Source organism: Acinetobacter sp. TUM15064, assembly GCF_008980265.1.
Taxonomy (GTDB): Bacteria; Pseudomonadota; Gammaproteobacteria; order Pseudomonadales; family Moraxellaceae; genus Acinetobacter.
Genome location: NZ_BKFU01000004.1, coordinates 1 through 16150, shown reverse-complemented (window position 1 = coordinate 16150; position 16150 = coordinate 1). Strand labels below are relative to the sequence as shown.

At 40.7% G+C, this 16150-nt stretch carries 17 protein-coding genes; 5 read left to right on the top strand and 12 right to left on the bottom strand.

What is annotated here, in order from left to right; translation table 11 throughout:
* Positions 1 to 6: 6 nt before the first annotated feature.
* A complete protein-coding gene (uvrC, locus tag GBI16_RS02115) occupies positions 7 to 1806 on the bottom strand; it encodes an excinuclease ABC subunit UvrC (protein ID WP_151706430.1) in 1800 nt (599 codons plus the stop codon).
* 91 nt (positions 1807 to 1897) lie between these two features.
* Positions 1898 to 2317, bottom strand: a complete 420-nt coding sequence (locus GBI16_RS02110) for a helix-turn-helix domain-containing protein (protein WP_151706429.1) — start codon at positions 2315 to 2317, stop codon at positions 1898 to 1900.
* A 104-nt stretch (positions 2318 to 2421) separates the two neighbouring features.
* Between GBI16_RS02110 and GBI16_RS02105 the strand changes: the two genes are divergently transcribed.
* Positions 2422 to 3423, top strand: a complete 1002-nt coding sequence (locus GBI16_RS02105) for a zinc-binding alcohol dehydrogenase family protein (protein ID WP_151706428.1) — start codon at positions 2422 to 2424, stop codon at positions 3421 to 3423.
* A gap of 61 nt (positions 3424 to 3484) precedes the next feature.
* Here the strand turns inward: GBI16_RS02105 and GBI16_RS02100 are convergent, their stop codons facing one another.
* Together GBI16_RS02100 and lpxO are read right to left on the bottom strand one after the other, a co-directional pair.
* Complete coding sequence (locus tag GBI16_RS02100; RefSeq protein WP_086209715.1) at positions 3485 to 3895, bottom strand: PH domain-containing protein; 411 nt, start codon at positions 3893 to 3895, stop codon at positions 3485 to 3487.
* A 116-nt stretch (positions 3896 to 4011) separates the two neighbouring features.
* Positions 4012 to 4926, bottom strand: coding sequence for a lipid A hydroxylase LpxO (lpxO, locus tag GBI16_RS02095; RefSeq protein WP_151706427.1), 915 nt, complete (start codon positions 4924 to 4926; stop codon positions 4012 to 4014).
* A gap of 477 nt (positions 4927 to 5403) precedes the next feature.
* Here lpxO and fadB point away from each other — a divergent pair, with 477 nt between their 5' ends.
* Together fadB and fadA are read left to right on the top strand one after the other, a co-directional pair.
* The gene (gene fadB / locus GBI16_RS02090) at positions 5404 to 7557 is read left to right on the top strand and encodes a fatty acid oxidation complex subunit alpha FadB (RefSeq protein ID WP_119064184.1); all 2154 of its coding nucleotides are present in this window, start codon (positions 5404 to 5406) and stop codon (positions 7555 to 7557) included.
* Between the two features lie 12 nt (positions 7558 to 7569).
* The gene (gene fadA, locus GBI16_RS02085; RefSeq protein ID WP_086209718.1) at positions 7570 to 8742 is read left to right on the top strand and encodes an acetyl-CoA C-acyltransferase FadA; all 1173 of its coding nucleotides are present in this window, start codon (positions 7570 to 7572) and stop codon (positions 8740 to 8742) included.
* A 54-nt stretch (positions 8743 to 8796) separates the two neighbouring features.
* Here the strand turns inward: fadA and GBI16_RS02080 are convergent, their stop codons facing one another.
* The 3 genes from GBI16_RS02080 to tehB form a co-directional block, all read right to left on the bottom strand.
* The gene (locus tag GBI16_RS02080) at positions 8797 to 9522 is read right to left on the bottom strand and encodes an HIRAN domain-containing protein (protein WP_151706426.1); all 726 of its coding nucleotides are present in this window, start codon (positions 9520 to 9522) and stop codon (positions 8797 to 8799) included.
* A 12-nt stretch (positions 9523 to 9534) separates the two neighbouring features.
* A complete protein-coding gene (locus GBI16_RS02075) occupies positions 9535 to 10488 on the bottom strand; it encodes a HipA domain-containing protein (protein WP_151706425.1) in 954 nt (317 codons plus the stop codon).
* Between the two features lie 134 nt (positions 10489 to 10622).
* Complete coding sequence (tehB, locus tag GBI16_RS02070) at positions 10623 to 11486, bottom strand: SAM-dependent methyltransferase TehB (protein WP_151706424.1); 864 nt, start codon at positions 11484 to 11486, stop codon at positions 10623 to 10625.
* Between the two features lie 281 nt (positions 11487 to 11767).
* Here tehB and GBI16_RS02065 point away from each other — a divergent pair, with 281 nt between their 5' ends.
* Positions 11768 to 12466, top strand: a complete 699-nt coding sequence (locus GBI16_RS02065; protein ID WP_151706423.1) for a hypothetical protein — start codon at positions 11768 to 11770, stop codon at positions 12464 to 12466.
* A 57-nt stretch (positions 12467 to 12523) separates the two neighbouring features.
* Here GBI16_RS02065 and GBI16_RS02060 read toward each other — a convergent pair whose 3' ends face one another.
* The 4 genes from GBI16_RS02060 to GBI16_RS02050 all read right to left on the bottom strand — a co-directional run bounded on the left by GBI16_RS02060 (position 12524) and on the right by GBI16_RS02050 (position 14340).
* On the bottom strand, positions 12524 to 12796 hold the full coding sequence (locus tag GBI16_RS02060; protein WP_151706422.1) for a hypothetical protein: 273 nt from the start codon (positions 12794 to 12796) through the stop codon (positions 12524 to 12526).
* 112 nt (positions 12797 to 12908) lie between these two features.
* Entirely contained in the window at positions 12909 to 13289 is a 381-nt protein-coding gene (locus GBI16_RS18880) for a hypothetical protein (protein WP_228267798.1), read from the bottom strand.
* The gene (locus tag GBI16_RS18875; protein WP_228267797.1) at positions 13283 to 13675 is read right to left on the bottom strand and encodes a hypothetical protein; all 393 of its coding nucleotides are present in this window, start codon (positions 13673 to 13675) and stop codon (positions 13283 to 13285) included. The genes GBI16_RS18880 and GBI16_RS18875 overlap by 7 nt, the downstream gene beginning before the upstream one ends.
* A gap of 149 nt (positions 13676 to 13824) precedes the next feature.
* On the bottom strand, positions 13825 to 14340 hold the full coding sequence (locus GBI16_RS02050; RefSeq protein ID WP_086209724.1) for a hypothetical protein: 516 nt from the start codon (positions 14338 to 14340) through the stop codon (positions 13825 to 13827).
* 236 nt (positions 14341 to 14576) lie between these two features.
* Here GBI16_RS02050 and GBI16_RS02045 point away from each other — a divergent pair, with 236 nt between their 5' ends.
* A complete protein-coding gene (locus tag GBI16_RS02045) occupies positions 14577 to 15266 on the top strand; it encodes a DsbA family oxidoreductase (protein ID WP_086209725.1) in 690 nt (229 codons plus the stop codon).
* Positions 15267 to 15366: 100 nt separating this feature from the next.
* Here the strand turns inward: GBI16_RS02045 and GBI16_RS02040 are convergent, their stop codons facing one another.
* Positions 15367 to 15567 carry a dodecin family protein gene (locus tag GBI16_RS02040; protein ID WP_086209726.1) on the bottom strand — a complete coding sequence of 67 codons (201 nt, stop codon included), beginning with the start codon at positions 15565 to 15567 and terminating at the stop codon, positions 15367 to 15369.
* Positions 15568 to 16150: the final 583 nt, after the last annotated feature.

Sequence of the window (16150 nt, the reverse complement as noted above, 5' to 3'; positions counted from 1 at the left end):
GCTGTTCTATTCATGTAAAACTTTATAAATAGTGCGGGCCATTACTTCGCCCAAACCAGGCACCAAAGTTAAATCTTTTTCCGAGGCTTTCAACACCCCTTGGATTCCACCAAAGTGAGTCAATAAATCACGGCGCCGTTTCGGCCCCAAACCCGGAATCACTTCCAAAATGGATGAACCACGCTTTTTATCACGTTTGGCTCGGTGCTTGGTAATCGCAAAGCGATGTGCCTCATCACGCACCTGTTGTATCAAATGCAATGCTTTATGGTCTTCAGGCAACTGAATTTTTGTTCCATCGGTAAAGTGTAGAGTTTCAAGGCCCGGTTTACGCCCCTCTCCTTTTGACACCCCAACCATAAAGGCCTCTAAACCCAGCTCTTGCATAACGTCCATCGCCATATGCAACTGCCCTTTACCACCATCAATCAAGAGTAAATCAGGCAACATGGCTTTTTTATAACGACGAGTCAGCGCTTGGCGCATTGCGGCATAGTCATCACCCGCGGTAATGTCTTGAATTGAAAACTGACGATAATCGCGCTTACGAATGCCACCGCTGTCGAACACGACACACGAAGCCACGGTTTCTTCGCCCATGGTATGTGAGATGTCAAAACATTCGATCCGATCAACCGGACGCCCCACCACTTGTTCAAGTTGATGGAAACGCTCATTCAGCTCAAAGTGATTGGCCAATTGTCCTTTGATCGCATGCTGCACATTCATCTGTGCCAATTCTAACCATTCTGCACGTGTCTCACGCACGCTATGCTTAATCTGTACTTTCTTATCAAACTGTTGTTGTAGCGCCTGTTCCAGTTCTTTTCGATCGGGCAGTTCGACATTCACAATCAATTCGCTAGGCACTTCATCTGCCACTTGGAAATAGAAGTTCGCCATGAAGTCAGCCAGCATTTGCCCCAAATCATCTCCAAGCATATCTGGAAAATAACTTTTGCCTCCCAACATTTTGCCGTTGCGTACATGCATGATCTGCACGCAGGTCACTCCTGCCTGATAAGCAATCGCTAAAATATCCGCTTCACCTTTGAGCTTATAAATGGCTTGTTGTGACTGGACATCCCGCAATAGCGCCATACGGTCACGATAAAACACCGCTTTCTCAAACTCTAAGGCTTCGGCCGCTTGCTCCATTTTCGCAATCAGTTCTTGATTCAGCTCTTTGGTGTCTCCTTGTAAAAAACGAATCGAGTTATCGACATCATTTTTATACTCTTCAGGGCTAATGAGTCCCACACACGGCGCTGAACAACGTTTAATTTGATATTGCAAACAAGGACGCTTACGCTGCGAAAAATAGCTATTTTCACACTGGCGAACATTAAACAGTTTTTGCAAAACCAACAAAGTATCCCGTGCATTATATGCACTCGGATACGGTCCAAAGAACTTCCCAACTTGGTGTTTGCCTTTGCCCCGACCCGATGCAATCCGTGGATACGGTTTGTCGGCAGAGACAAAGATATAGACATAGGACTTATCGTCCCTGAGCATAATGTTATAGGGTGGACGATGTAGCTTAATCAGGTTTTGTTCAAGCAGCAGTGCTTCAGTTTCAGAACGAACGACTAAGGTTTCGATGTCATAAATCCGCGCCACCAAAGCCTGCGTCTTCGGGTGCTCAATGGTTTTGACAAAATAACTGGAAACACGATTTTTTAAATTTTTCGCTTTGCCCACATACAGCAGTTCACCGTCTTTACCAAGCATGCGATAAACGCCCGGTAATGTGGTCATATTGGCTAAAATTTTTTCGATATGTTCTCGTGCGTTTTCGTTCACAATACGTTCAAACCTCGGAGCACTGATGGGCTGATATGGATAGATTTCTGGCTTTTTAAGTAGGGAAATTATAGTCAGGACCGTTCACGACTTAATAACATCCACGACTTCTGCTGAAGCGTCTGGGGGTTTCAGCTACGTTATACTCTTTCTGTACAACTAAAACTTGCCCATATAAATCAAGATGTTCATCTCCCCAGGCTTTAAGTGCCAATAAGATGGGGCGTAAACTACGCCCCAAAGGGGTTAAGCTATATTCCACCTTGGGTGGCACCTGCGGATATACTTCCCGATGAATCATGCCATCTTCCTCGAGTTCCCGTAGCTGATTGGTCAACATCCGTTGGGTCACATTCGGTATTCGTTTTCGAATCTCACCAAACCGTAAGGTGTCTTCAGTCAACAAATGCCATAAAATAATACTTTTCCATTTCCCATCCAAAATCCCAATTGCTGCCTCGACCGAACATCCTGGACTACAGTTAAAGCGTGAATGCTTTGCTTTACCCATTTCAACAGTATCCTTTTTTACACTATATGCAGAATTTAACCGTATATAGCATTTTTAAAACTACGATAACATTTTCAGCATAAACCCAATTTGAGATGAAAACTATGAAAGCTGTTGGATATTTACATGCTGGTTCTGCCGAACAATTACAAGATATTGAAGTCGATATACCCAGTCCTCAAAATAGAGAAGTCTTAGTGGCAATAAAAGCCATTTCTATAAACCCCGTCGACTGTAAAATCAGAACCCGAGTCTCACCTGAACATGGACAGTCCAAGATTTTAGGATGGGATGCTGCTGGTGAAGTCGTCGCTGTCGGTCCAGACGTGGAAAACTTTAAAGTAGGCGATCAAGTGTGGTATGCAGGTGATTTGACTAAAGCAGGCAGCAATGCTGAATTTCATGTGGTCGATGAGCGTATTATCAGTCTAAAACCGCATAACTTATCTTTTGCTGAAGCTGCTGCCATTCCGCTGACCGCGATTACCGCATGGGAAATGCTATTTGATCGACTTCAAGTACAACAACATGATGCTACAAATGAGTCAATTCTAATTATTGGTGCTGCTGGTGGTGTAGGATCTATCGCCATTCAATTACTCAAAGCTAAAACCCAATTACAAGTCATCGCTACAGCCTCCCGTCCCGAGAGTCAAGCATGGGTTAAACAATTGGGGGCAGATATCGTGTTAGATCATCACCAATCTCTAGTTGAGCAAATCCAAGCTCAGAATTTACCTGCTCCACGTTATGTTTTCTCAACGACACATACTGACCACTACTTAAGCCAAATTGCAGAGTTAATTGCACCGCAAGGTCAGTTGGGGCTCATTGATGACCCTGAGCAGCTCGATATTCGCTTACTGAAACGTAAATCTGTTGCGATACATTGGGAGTTTATGTTCACACGCTCCATGTTCCAAACCTCTGACATACAAGCGCAAGGACACTTATTACAACAAGTTACAACCTTAGTCGAAAGTCAAAAAATCCATAGCACACTCAAGCATATAATGGGACGTATTAATGCGGAGAATATGCGCCAAGCACATGCTGCCATCGAGTCTGAACACACTCAGGGAAAAATTGTATTGGCTGATTTCTAAGATCAAAAGAGCCCTCGTACATCATCGCATCGAGGGCTCTTAAATTGCGCTTGACCTAGCATCAAGCGCTTTGTTGTAGCGCCTGTATAAATTTCTGCTGATCTTTGGGTGAAACCAAAACAGATTTCACAGTTCCATCTTTTTGATAATCTACTTTGAGGCGATCTAAGGACAATGCTGGTGAAGAAACCGAGTTATTACTTGGGCTGACTTTTTGAATATCTGCCAAAGGAATAGTCCATTTCAAAAACATACTGGTAATCACCAAACAATTTTGCTCAATTCGATATTGAGTATTTACAACAGGCCACCATAACACGGCAATTGTGAGGACATAGGTCACCGTGTGAATTGGATACTGTGACATTGTACCTTTGGCATACATTGTGAATAACAACTGTAGCAACAGACCTGTCATGGCAATAATAAATCCAATCACCCACCAGTCTTTTTTTGAACGAAATTTTTGCATATTTCCCCCTAATTTATGCTTATCTTACACAAAAATATCTCGCTTGTAAGATCATAAAATCAAAACCTTGGCCCATAAAAAAACGCCTCGAAAGACGTTTTTAAATTCCCCATATATCAAAAAATATAAGGGCAAACAAAAATCAGGAAAAAAATTCCAAGCATCAAGAACCATTTTAAAAAATAATACAGTTGGCGGTTGGTTTTTTTTAAAGCTTTGGCTTTGATCCGCACTTGATAGACATAACCAAAGACTTTATTTAACCCACCTGTTTGATCGCCAGCTTCATTTGGAGAGCTGGCTGCGGTCATGACTTTTTTACCAAACCAATGGTTAAACTTTTGCATAAAGCGTGTTTTTAAAGGACGCTCGACATCAGCAAAGAAAATAATGCGATTCTGATCCGTAGTGTTTTCGGCATAGTGAATATAAGTTTCATCAAAGACTACACTTTCACCATCACGCCATGAATAGCGCTGACCATCCACATCAATAAAGCAGCGGTCATCGTTTGGTGTGAGCAAACCCAAGTGATAACGTAATGAACCTGCATAGGGGTCACGGTGACGAACTAAACGGCTGTCGGGAGCCAGTTCGGTAAACATCGCAGCTTTAATGGTCGGCAAGGTTTTCAATAACGCTGTGGTTTTTGGACACAGCTCCGTAGCAGATGGGTGTGCCGAGTCATACCATTTTAGATAAAAGCGTTTCCAGCCTGTTTTAAAAAAGGAGTTAAAGCCTAAGTCATCATAACTACTTGATGCTTTAATACCGCCTTTTTCATATAAAGCTTTCGCTTCATCTCGAATCATTTCCCAGTTTTCATCCAAGACTTTTAAGTCTTGAAAATGCTGGGTCTCGATATACGGCTGATTCGGTACTTTTGAAAACATGTACATGAGGTAATTAATCGGCGCAAGAATCGTTGAGTGATCGAAAAATTGACGATAAAACGAGTGACGAACTTTCCCACGTTGCTGAATATAAAGGGCAGAAAGAATAAAGATCGCCAGAATGATCCACTTAATCATATAAAAACCTGAAAGCGAATAAAAAGACTAGAGTCGGAGAAGACCTAAAAGTGATCTGATATCTATTTTAACATAAGCCACAAAATACAGCCTATTTCATGTTTTTCGGAACAAGTTTTCAAGCTTTTCAATCAAACTAGATTTCTCAAAATTGACTGAATTGCCCAAAATAAGAATAAAACATGAACGAAAATAAGAATAACTTCCGCATCTTATTTTCAAATACTTGTCATTAAAAACATGAAGTGAAACAAAAGCTTCATTATATTGAAGCACAATCAAGCAAAAGCACTGCACATAAACATAGAAAACAATTGAACAAAAATAGATGACCCTTGCGTCACGGCTTGATACAACTTGTTATGTTCTTTTTCGATATAGTTATCGTAAGATTGGCGGAGCATAGATGTACGTAGGAATGACGTACTCGCTTCACAACATCAACTTAGAAGTCCTCCAAAATAAAGGAGATCAGGCATGATCCACGCTGGCAATGCCATTACCGTCCAAATGCTTTCGGACGGAATTGCAGAATTCCGCTTTGACTTACAAGGTGAGTCGGTCAACAAATTTAACCGTGCAACGATTGAAGATTTCAAAGCCGCGATTGACGCTGTTAAAACAAACAGCGACATCAAAGGTTTAATCGTTACTTCGGCTAAATCTACATTTATCGTTGGCGCAGATATTACTGAATTTGGTGCAAACTTCGCTCAAGGCGAACAAGCGATTGTGGATTGGGCATTGCCTGTTCACGACATCTTCAACGCATTTGAAGATTTAGAAATTCCTAAAGTTGCTGCGATCAATGGTATGGCATTGGGCGGTGGCTTTGAAATGTGTCTCGTGTGTGACTATCGTGTGATGTCAGAAGCGGCTCAAGTCGGTCTTCCTGAAATCAAACTAGGTATCTTCCCTGGTTTCGGTGGTACGGTTCGTTTAAGCCGTCTCATTGGTATCGACAATGCAGTTGAATGGATGGCCATGGCTAATCCTAAAAAACCAGCTGCTGCACTGAAAGACGGTGCTGTTGATGCAGTGGTTGCTGCCGACAAACTCCAAGACGCTGCAATTGACTTGGTTAAACAAGCCCTTGCTGGCCGTGTAGACTGGAAAGCAAAACGCCAAGAAAAACTTGACCCAGTTAAATTGAACCCAATCGAACAAATGATGGCGTTCAACTCGGCGAAAGGTGCGGTACTTGCAAAAGCAAATCCTGCTCAATACCCTGCGCCTAAACTTCTTCTTGACTCATTACAAGCTGGTGCAAGCCTTCCACGTAATGAAGCACTGCAAGCTGAAGCAGCTGGTTTTGCAAAAGCAGCGATTACACCACAAGCAGGTGCATTAATTGGTCTATTCATCAATGACCAAGTGGTGAAGAAAACTTCGAAGAAATATGAAAAAGGTGCGCACCCTGTAAACCAAGCGGCTGTTCTAGGCGCGGGTATCATGGGTGGTGGTATTGCTTACCAAGCGGCAAGCAAAGGCACACCAATCATCATGAAAGACATTGGTAATCCACAACTTGCTTTGGGTATGAAAGAAGCAAATGGCTTACTGACCAAACAAGTTGAACGTAAGAAGATGAAACCTGCTCAAATGGGTGAAACTCTTGCGCGCATCCGTCCAACTTTAAGCTATGACGAGTTTAAAGAAGTGGACATCGTGATTGAAGCGGTGACTGAAAATCCAAAAGTAAAAGGCATTGTACTTGCTGAAACTGAGAAGAATGTTCGTGACAACACGATCATTGCTTCAAATACTTCAACCATTTCAATCACACGTTTGGCTGAAAACCTACAACGTCCTGAAAACTTTGTCGGTATGCACTTCTTTAACCCAGTACACATGATGCCATTGGTTGAAGTGATCCGTGGTGAGAAAACTTCTGCTGAAGCGATTGCGACTACTGTAGTTCTTGCTCAGAAAATGGGTAAAACACCAATCGTAGTAAACGACTGCCCTGGTTTCCTTGTAAACCGCGTATTGTTCCCTTACTTTGGTGCATTTGACCTTCTATTGAAAGACGGTGCTGACTTCCAACAAGTCGACAAAGTCATGGAAAAATTCGGCTGGCCTATGGGTCCTGCTTACTTGATCGACGTGGTGGGTATCGACACGGGCGTTCACGGTGCAGAAGTCATGGCTGAAGGTTTCCCTGACCGTATGAAGCCAGACTTCAAAGGTTCAATCGAAATCATGTACGAAAACAAACGTTTGGGTCAAAAGAACGACGTTGGTTTCTACAAATACGAACTTGACCGTAAAGGCAAAAAAGCCAAAGTGGTTGATCCAACTGCGTATGAGCTTGTTGCTACTGTGGCAACTGCGGAAAAACGTGAGTTTGATGCTCAAGAAATCATTGACCGTATGATGCTGGCTTTCTGTAACGAAACTGTTCGTTGCCTAGAAGACAACATCGTAGCGACTGCTTCTGAAGCAGACATGGCGATGATTATGGGTGTAGGTTTCCCTCCATTCCGTGGTGGTCCATGCCGTTACATCGACCAAACAGGTGTTGCTGAATACGTTGCACTTTGCGACAAATACGCACACTTAGGTAAGGCTTATGAAGCGCCACAAATGTTGCGTGACATGGCTGCTAACAACAAAAAATTCTACGGTTAAGGAGCAACGTGAATGGCTACTTTAAATCCACGTGACGTTGTCATCGTTGATGGCGTACGTTCAGCAATGGGTAAAACCAAAAACGGTATGTTCCGCAATGTACGTGCTGACAGCTTATCGGCTGAATTGGTTCGTGCTTTAGTTGCTCGTAACCAGTTTGACACCAATGAAGTTGAAGACCTGATCTGGGGCTGTGTAAACCAGACTCTAGAGCAAGGTATGAACATTGGCCGTAACATTGGTTTATTGGCTGACCTTCCAAAAACTGTGGCAGGTCAAACAGTTAACCGTCTTTGTGGTTCATCTATGCAAGCGCTTCACACTGCTGCTGCACAGATTGCAACCAACCAAGGTGATATCTTCATCATTGGTGGTGTAGAGCACATGGGTCACGTCGGGATGATGCACGGCATCGACCTGAACCCAGAAGCATCTAAGCACTATGCAAAAGCGTCTAACATGATGGGCTTAACGGCTGAAATGTTAGGTCGTATGAACGGCATTTCACGTGAAGAACAAGATGCGTTCGGTGTGGAATCTCACCGCCGTGCTTGGGCTGCAACGCAAGAAGGCCGTTTCAAAAACGAAATCGTAGGTGTTGAAGGTCATGATGCGAATGGCTTCAAAATCCTGTGCGACATCGACGAAGTGATTCGTCCAGATGCAAACCTTGAAGCATTCAAAGGTTTACGTCCTGTATTTGACCCGAAAGGCGGTACAGTAACAGCAGCAACCTCTTCAGCTTTGTCTGATGGTGCTTCTGCAATGCTACTCATGTCTGCTGAACGTGCTCAAGCTTTAGGTCTTAAGCCACGTGCTGTGATTCGCTCTATGGCGGTTGCAGGCTGTGACGCTGCGATCATGGGTTATGGTCCTGTGCCTGCAACTCAAAAAGCGCTTAAACGTGCTGGCTTAACGATGGCAGATATCCAAACCATCGAATTAAACGAAGCGTTTGCTGCACAAGGCTTATCAGTAATGAAGGGCTTAGGTGTTTATGAGAAGCAAGACATCATTAACTTAAATGGTGGTGCGATTGCTCTTGGTCACCCATTGGGTTGCTCTGGTGCGCGTATTACAACGACGTTGTTGAATGTGATGGAACAACAAGATACGCAAATTGGTCTTGCAACGATGTGTATCGGCCTTGGTCAAGGTATCGCAACCATTATCGAACGTGTTTAATGTTTAATTAAATACTGAGATACAAAGAAACCCCGCTTATTGCGGGGTTTTTTTTTATAGCGTTGTAAAATCATCATCACTAAACGGTTTAAAACTATCAGGCCATACAGCATTCATTTCACATAAGACTCTAAATTGTACAGGAGCATCAGAATTTACCTTTAAAACAGTAAATTTAACTTTATCTCTATCAATAAAATTCAGTAAATTTTTAAGATCCTTACATAAATAGTGTGGCAGATAACCAATTTTAGTCCGCTCATCGTTCAATAAAATAGTAGCATCAGTATCAATAGTATTCCTATTATCAAATTGATAATTTAATTCATCACCAATATTGACCTGCTTCAATGACTGTTTTTCACTGGCAGTTAAATAGTTAATACTACTAATAAAAAATTTTACTCGATAAAAATCATTCACTTTTTGGGGTACATTTACAATTCTAAAGTGATCTGTCTTTTTTTCTCCACCTGAAATAGCTAGTAATTCCAAATAATCTTTAGAATTCGCAGACAATCCAGACCATTCAAACATACTATCGTGCTCTGGCCGGCTTTCAGGAATTAAACGGTTTTTGAAAAAGGCAAACAATTTATCTGACTTATATTCCTCTAACTTATTTTCCATACTAGGAAAATAAGTAAAATTTTTATGGTCAGAGCCTTTTGTATATTTAAAAACATATTCCAGGTCAGATTTCTGAGTTAATTTAGCCACTGGATACCACATTCTTGTATCCGCTGAATCCTGCCATAACACGAAAACATTCTTCATCATGACAATTCCACCTTAAACATCTTCACTAAATTCATTGTACATTTTTAACAAATTATCTCTATTGCAAATAAGCAATTGGAAAGTAAATCGTTTTGAAATATTAGACATTAACAAACTTGGAACTTTATCAATAATTATCCAAATTTGAGTATCTTCAATCTGATTTAACCTATCCAACCATGCCAATGCTGCAACTTTTTCCATTAAAGCATAACGTCTAAAAGCTTCAATCAACTTTAGGCGCTTATTCGTAGAAGAGTCTTGAAACTGTGATTTAGCCTTTTTTACATAATTAGGAACTTGTTGACCTTGATCCCTACTCTCAAGTCTATTTTGACGTGTTTCATCACTTTCATTCCTTGCTAGGCTAGCACCATGATCATAGCTAGGTGCTAAATGAGTAACACCTTTAGAAGTTATAATCATTCCCCAATTTTCATTATGTCTATCCTGATTTGAAATCAGAACATCAAACATTAAGTAACCAACAAAAAACTCACTTGCTGTCTTAATGTTATGAAAACTCGAAAAACCGATCGGTTTTCCTTTAACATTATTTTTCATCACTTTAAAAACATGCTCTACATATTGAATATTAGGATTTTCTCCCCCCAATTGGGAAATATGTTCTTGTAGTAACTCATTACCTGCTGTAAGTGATTCAGAACGTTGGGCAAAATTTTTATTAATAAAGTTCTTCGTGACAACACCCCGTACTCCCTTATGTATAGCTAATTCATAATGAGCATGCGGTAATCCTAATAACTCAGCAAGTTCACACGCTATTTTTTCTGCCCAATCTTCACCTAAGCGCTCGCCAGTATTAGATGTAACACTTTTAAAAAGATATTCTATATCTTCATTTACATACCAAAACTTACTTTTTGTCCCTAATTGTTCTAAAGAATCTGAATCAAATTCAGAAATATCTTGGATCAGATATTCATTACTTTCAGGTGTGTCCATAGTAGCCTATTTAATTCAATAATAGAGGTCGTCTATCTGATAAGACGTCAATATATGACGCATAATTTTTATGTCGAAAAGGAATCTAATTTTATAAATTTTAGGAAATAATTTTAAATTAAAATTTGACTAATTTATATCCTCTGCGCCAACAACGTCGCAAAATGCTGTTTAATCCGATTACCCTGCTTATCAACCCGATGCAGCTCCCCGACATTTTCATTGTATTTCACAATGTTCCAACCATCGTACAAAGCGCTTAACTCCCCTGCTTTAAAAGCAAAAGAAAAGTCAGGCTGCGCAGGAATATCATCGGTATCCATCGCACACACGATCAAGTTAAACCCATTTATATTTGTGGCTTGTTGCATCTGCGCAATCAACTGTTTCACCGTTGGGGCTTCTAAAAACATCATCACCACCGTACAGCAAATAAAGTCATATGTGCCTGTAATGCTTGAGTCAGCATTGAGGTCACGCTGTTGCAGATGAATCTTTTGAATACCTTCAGCATCTATTATCTGCTGTAATTTTTGCAAACTTTGCGGATTCACATCCCAAGCATCCACCTCAAAACCCTGCTGATTTAAATACAGCGAATTTCGCCCCTGCCCACAGCCGACATCCAAAGCCCAACCACAGTTTAAATACGGCATAGCCGTCAAAATTTCTGAATGCGTAGGTGACAGCTGATATTTCTTATAAAAATAATCCTGCGGAGTACAGTAAAATTGTAGCTGACACTTTATATCATCACTGGTCGAAACAATCTTGTGCCATGCTTGAGGTGCAATAAACGGTGGCTGTTGCTCAGGGGTAAACAGATGTTCAGATTGCACTTGACCTGCCTCATCTAAAAAAGCAAAGCTTAGCTCTCCTTGATAAATCTGTAACTTGGCCCACGTGCCCGCTTTGGTATTGTGTTGATTTTTAAACCCTTGCGGAATGGTCTGCGCAGTCCACACAGGCAGTTCTTTATAACAAATCAAGTTTTGCATCAGCCGATTTCCCACCTTGTTATGACGTATTCGCTAGTCCATCGTTTTTATCGAACGCTTGTATGATCATAGCCAGTTCAGACTCAAATGAACATTCATTCAGTATCTAGGAACTACCAGTGGGTAAGAAATAAAAGCGATCACTCCACTGTATTGAGCAACTTATAGAACTTTCATTACTTCAATTTTTTGGCTTTGACGCCTTTTTACCATTTTAATGATAGGCTTAAAGACAATAGAAATTCAGCTTAACTATATTTCAAATGATTTGGAGTCTAACGATGTTTGCATCACCTTTAAGAACCGTCATCTGTTTAGGCGTCATAGGAACATTATTCACAGGCTGTGCTACTAAAACCCTAATGACCAAAGACAATAAAACCTATACCCGTACCAACAAAGTAACCTTGATCGAAGACCAAGTGGTCGCTTTTGGCAAACCAGCTCAGCCTCTGCCAAATTTACCTGCGCATAGTTTAGTGATTGCTGGACAACAAAAAAGTTATGTATTGACCCAAGGTGGGCCTCAATTTGTCAGTTTGATTGGCAAATTGGACCCGAAAAATATTCAAGTCACCCGAGAACTAAACTTCTACTCAGAAAAGAATGATGGTCATTTTACAGGGACACTGCCATTGTCTTATGTGAAACTCAAAGAAGACATCAGCAAGAAAGATCTAGAATTTTTTATTGAAAATGGGGCAAAGGAATGTTCGAGTTCCAGTGATGAACGCATGTTGGCACAGCGTTTCTGTTTTGAGATCAAACTAGCAGGTGTCGTCTACCCTGCCGCGAACAATTTAGCCTCTTTAAAAGCTTTAAGTAAGCCTTATCAGGTGAGTATTTATACCCATCAAGAGGAAAGTTATAAATCCAGGTCAGGCATGAATCCTTTTGAAAAGTTAGTGCTGTTGCCTTTTGCCGTGGCAATCGACGTGGTCAGCCTACCTTTCCAAGCTGCCGATAAAATCTTTGATTAATCCAATAAAGGCACAGCGCTGAGAACGAATTAGGCGCTGTGTAGTTTTAGGATAGATTTAAATTAAAAGCTCGCCCATCAACCACGCCATATACTTTTCTTTGTCCATAAAGTCAGGGGCATTGCCTGTGTCTAAACTAAAGTACTGTTGATTGAATTGAATCACGATCTGTTCAGTATGATGCCAGTCTTCGATCATTTCAAAATATTGGTTAAAGAAGAAACGATTCTTTCCCCAGTTGCTTAAGCTTTCTAATTTTGGATAGTTTTTATTTTCTACAAACTCACTATACACATGCTGAATATCATCAAAAACGTGTATGGTTCTCATGACTCACCTGCCTACACTGAAAAGTCGTCATCTTTGTGATGCTTTTAATCTAGCAAGCTATTTTGAACAGCAGATGACAGTCTGCTTACAAAACTGTCATCTTTGTATTTGGTTATAACTTTTGTTCTACCTCTTTTTGGGTTTGTTTCTCTACCCGCTGCATTTGACTATTTAAGGCTAAAATCTCTTTATACAGTGCATTAAACTGTTGAAGTGGTATATCTTCATAAAACATAAAGGTATTGTTTTTCTTTTCCCATTGATTGTTTTTGAGCACCAAGAAGATTTGATCTGCCTTGGCTAAATTCTGCTGTTCCAGCTTAAACAAACGCATCGCTTCTTGGCTCTTGTCACTGGCTTGCATACTGTCTGTTAACTGATGACGAAACTGAGAAGAGATCGGTAAATCCTTGGCTTGATCAATCGCCTGTTTCTGACGTTGCTCGACCTGCTGGGCATAGCTATCGACAACGGTATGTACGTCTTTCAGCATTTGTTCCGTTTCAGCATTTGTTCCGTTTCAGCATACTTGTTGTTTTTGTCTTTGCTTAATCGGTCAATATTTAAAAATTGATCCCAATTCAAGGCTTTTAAATCACGTAGATATTGATTACGCGCTTCGGCATTTTGCAACATATGACTCAGCACAAACTCAGCCATAATTTTGTAATCGCCAGTGAGGCGCGCGTCTTTCACATCGACTTGAATTGGTGTGGTCCAGTCTTGGGCTTGCTTGTAAATTTGTTCGGTCTTTTCATATAGCACCGTTTCATAGCTTTGTAGTTGCTGCTGTTCTTTTTGTTGTTGAGAATACTGATAATACATCCAACCGAAAATAGCACTGGTCGCAAGAACTAAAATCAACACGATACGTCGCATGTTCAGCTTCCTCTTCATTTCTTTTTATCATAGCAAATATCAAAGTATGATCAATATTTAAACATTTTATCAACATTTTCAGAGCACATCGCTCATATCCTCCACGAGTTAAAAAGGAGTGTATGAGCGATCAATAAGTGAAGAAGCCATTACTTGGCTGGGGTTATTCTCTGTTGCTGGATATTCTGTTGAATCCCTTGCATAAAGTTATGGTCAATTTGCCCAATCGAAATTTGCTCGCGGGCTGTTTGTACATTGGTTGCATTGCGATCAATACCAAACGGCTGCAACATAATATATAAACCTTCAGTCGGGTTGGAGGACTGTAAACCTGCAGCAATATTCAAAACATGCTCACGTAATAGCGGAGGTACAGAGTTCAAATCTGCAGTAACTGCGGGTGGTAAAATATCCACATTTTGAGTGATGGTCGGATCGACCACAAAAGATTGTGCATCACCCTGTAATTGGATGATCCGATGCTGTAAAGCTTTACGAATATTTTCGTCTTGTTGGTACGGAATGACACCCGTTTCGGCACGAAGTTCTGATTCTGCCATAGTCTTAAAGGTAGGAAGGCTAACAATATCACCATTAGCTTTAGCCACAGTCGGCATAAAAATAAAAGCACAACAAACGATAGGAAGAGAATGTAAAAATTTCATAAAACAATCCCAAAAAATAAGAGATATAAAAAGGCAGATGCATAGCATCACCAGCACCTCTATTGTATATTTTTCGTCCATTATGCAGCAGCATTGTCAGATAAACGGTACAAATCAACATTGTCCTTATAATATGGCTGCGAAGATCTGCTGGCTTTTTTCATGTGTTTTGCTTTAAATTTTAGAACTCACCCCCATCATTTTTTTAATTGCTTTTTACTATTTTGAGAAATTCCATGCGTGTAGATATTTGGTCAGATGTTGTTTGCCCCTTTTGCTATATTGGCAAAAAACGCTTAGAAGCTGCAGCTGAACAAGCAGGTGTTGAACTAGAAGTCCACTGGCATAGTTTTGAACTCGACCCTGAAGCGCCAACACGCCAAGAAATATCAAACTCAGAACGTCTTGCACAAAAATATGGTCGTACTGTTGCTGAAGTTGAAGAAATGCAGCGAAATATTGCAGCGATGGCTGCCGAAGAAGGAATTGAATTTAACTGGGAAAACGCTAACTCAGGCAATACCTTTAACGCCCACCGTATTATTCACTTGGCACAAAGTCGTGGCTTGGGCAATGAAGCAGAGGAAGCCTTTTTCTATAGTTATATGACACAAGGTCTCCCAATTGGCGAACGTGAAACCATTGAAGATGTCGCATCCCGAATTGGCTTAAGCCCTGTTGAAGTGGATGATGTGCTGGATTCTGACGAATATGCAGATTTCGTTAAATTTGACCAAGAAGTAGCACGTGAACAACTCAAGGTGACGGGCGTTCCGTTTTTTGTATTCGATCAACGTGTCGCTTTAGCGGGTGCTCAACCCCGTGAAGTATTCCTACAAGTCTTAGAAAAAGCGCAAGCACCTGCTGAGCAACAAGAGCAAGCAGCACAGTGTACAGACGACTCGTGTGAAACACCCAAACCATAATTCAAGCCCTGTAGCGATGTTTTAAAAGCGCCTATAGTTAAAATCAAAAAATCCCCATACTTTGGGGATTTTTTATAGGTTAATGCGGTTCGCTGTGGCTTTAATCGACCAAGAAACTAATTTTAAGATTGACCCGATACTCTACAATTTTATTGTCCTTCACCACCACTTTCTGCTCATTAATCCAAGCACCCTGCACATTCTTTACCGTCTCAGTGACTTTGGCGATACCTGTCTGGATGGCATCTTCAAAACTCTTTACGCTGCTCGAATTGACTTCTACCACTTTTGCAATGGCCATGGGTTCATCCTCTGATTTTTTTGTTTTGGTTTTCCATCATAGGTGATTTTTTATACAAGATTGGATTGATTAAACATTCCACAGCAAAAACTTACGTAGTGCACACAATAGGCTTTCCACCTATTGATGATTATTTGATCAAACAATCATGTAGTTCAAGGGCCTTTCCGCTGTGATTTTGAGCAAAAAAGAGCACATCACGCATGCCTGTACTCAATTTGAAAATTTAGATTTTCACTTTTAATTTAAATAGCTTAGCGATAGAGCAAAAACTCAAAAACCGACTAGAGTATTTATTCTAATTCATTGTTTTTTAATGATAAATGAACTCACCATTCATCTTTTTTCAAACTTTAGCTCCGCTAAAACTGTTCATTTTTTGATATTATTCATGCGAAATTTATCTTTTTTTAACCTCCCAGTCTCTTTCGAGACTTCCTTTTCCATCGAGGAAATATCATGAACGCTCTTAAGTATACTTTGGCTGTTGCTGTAATCGCTCTTTCTGCAACTGTATCTGCACAAGTAGTTTATCCCCCAAGCTTTCCTGTAAAAAAACCAGTAAAAGCACAAACGACAACTG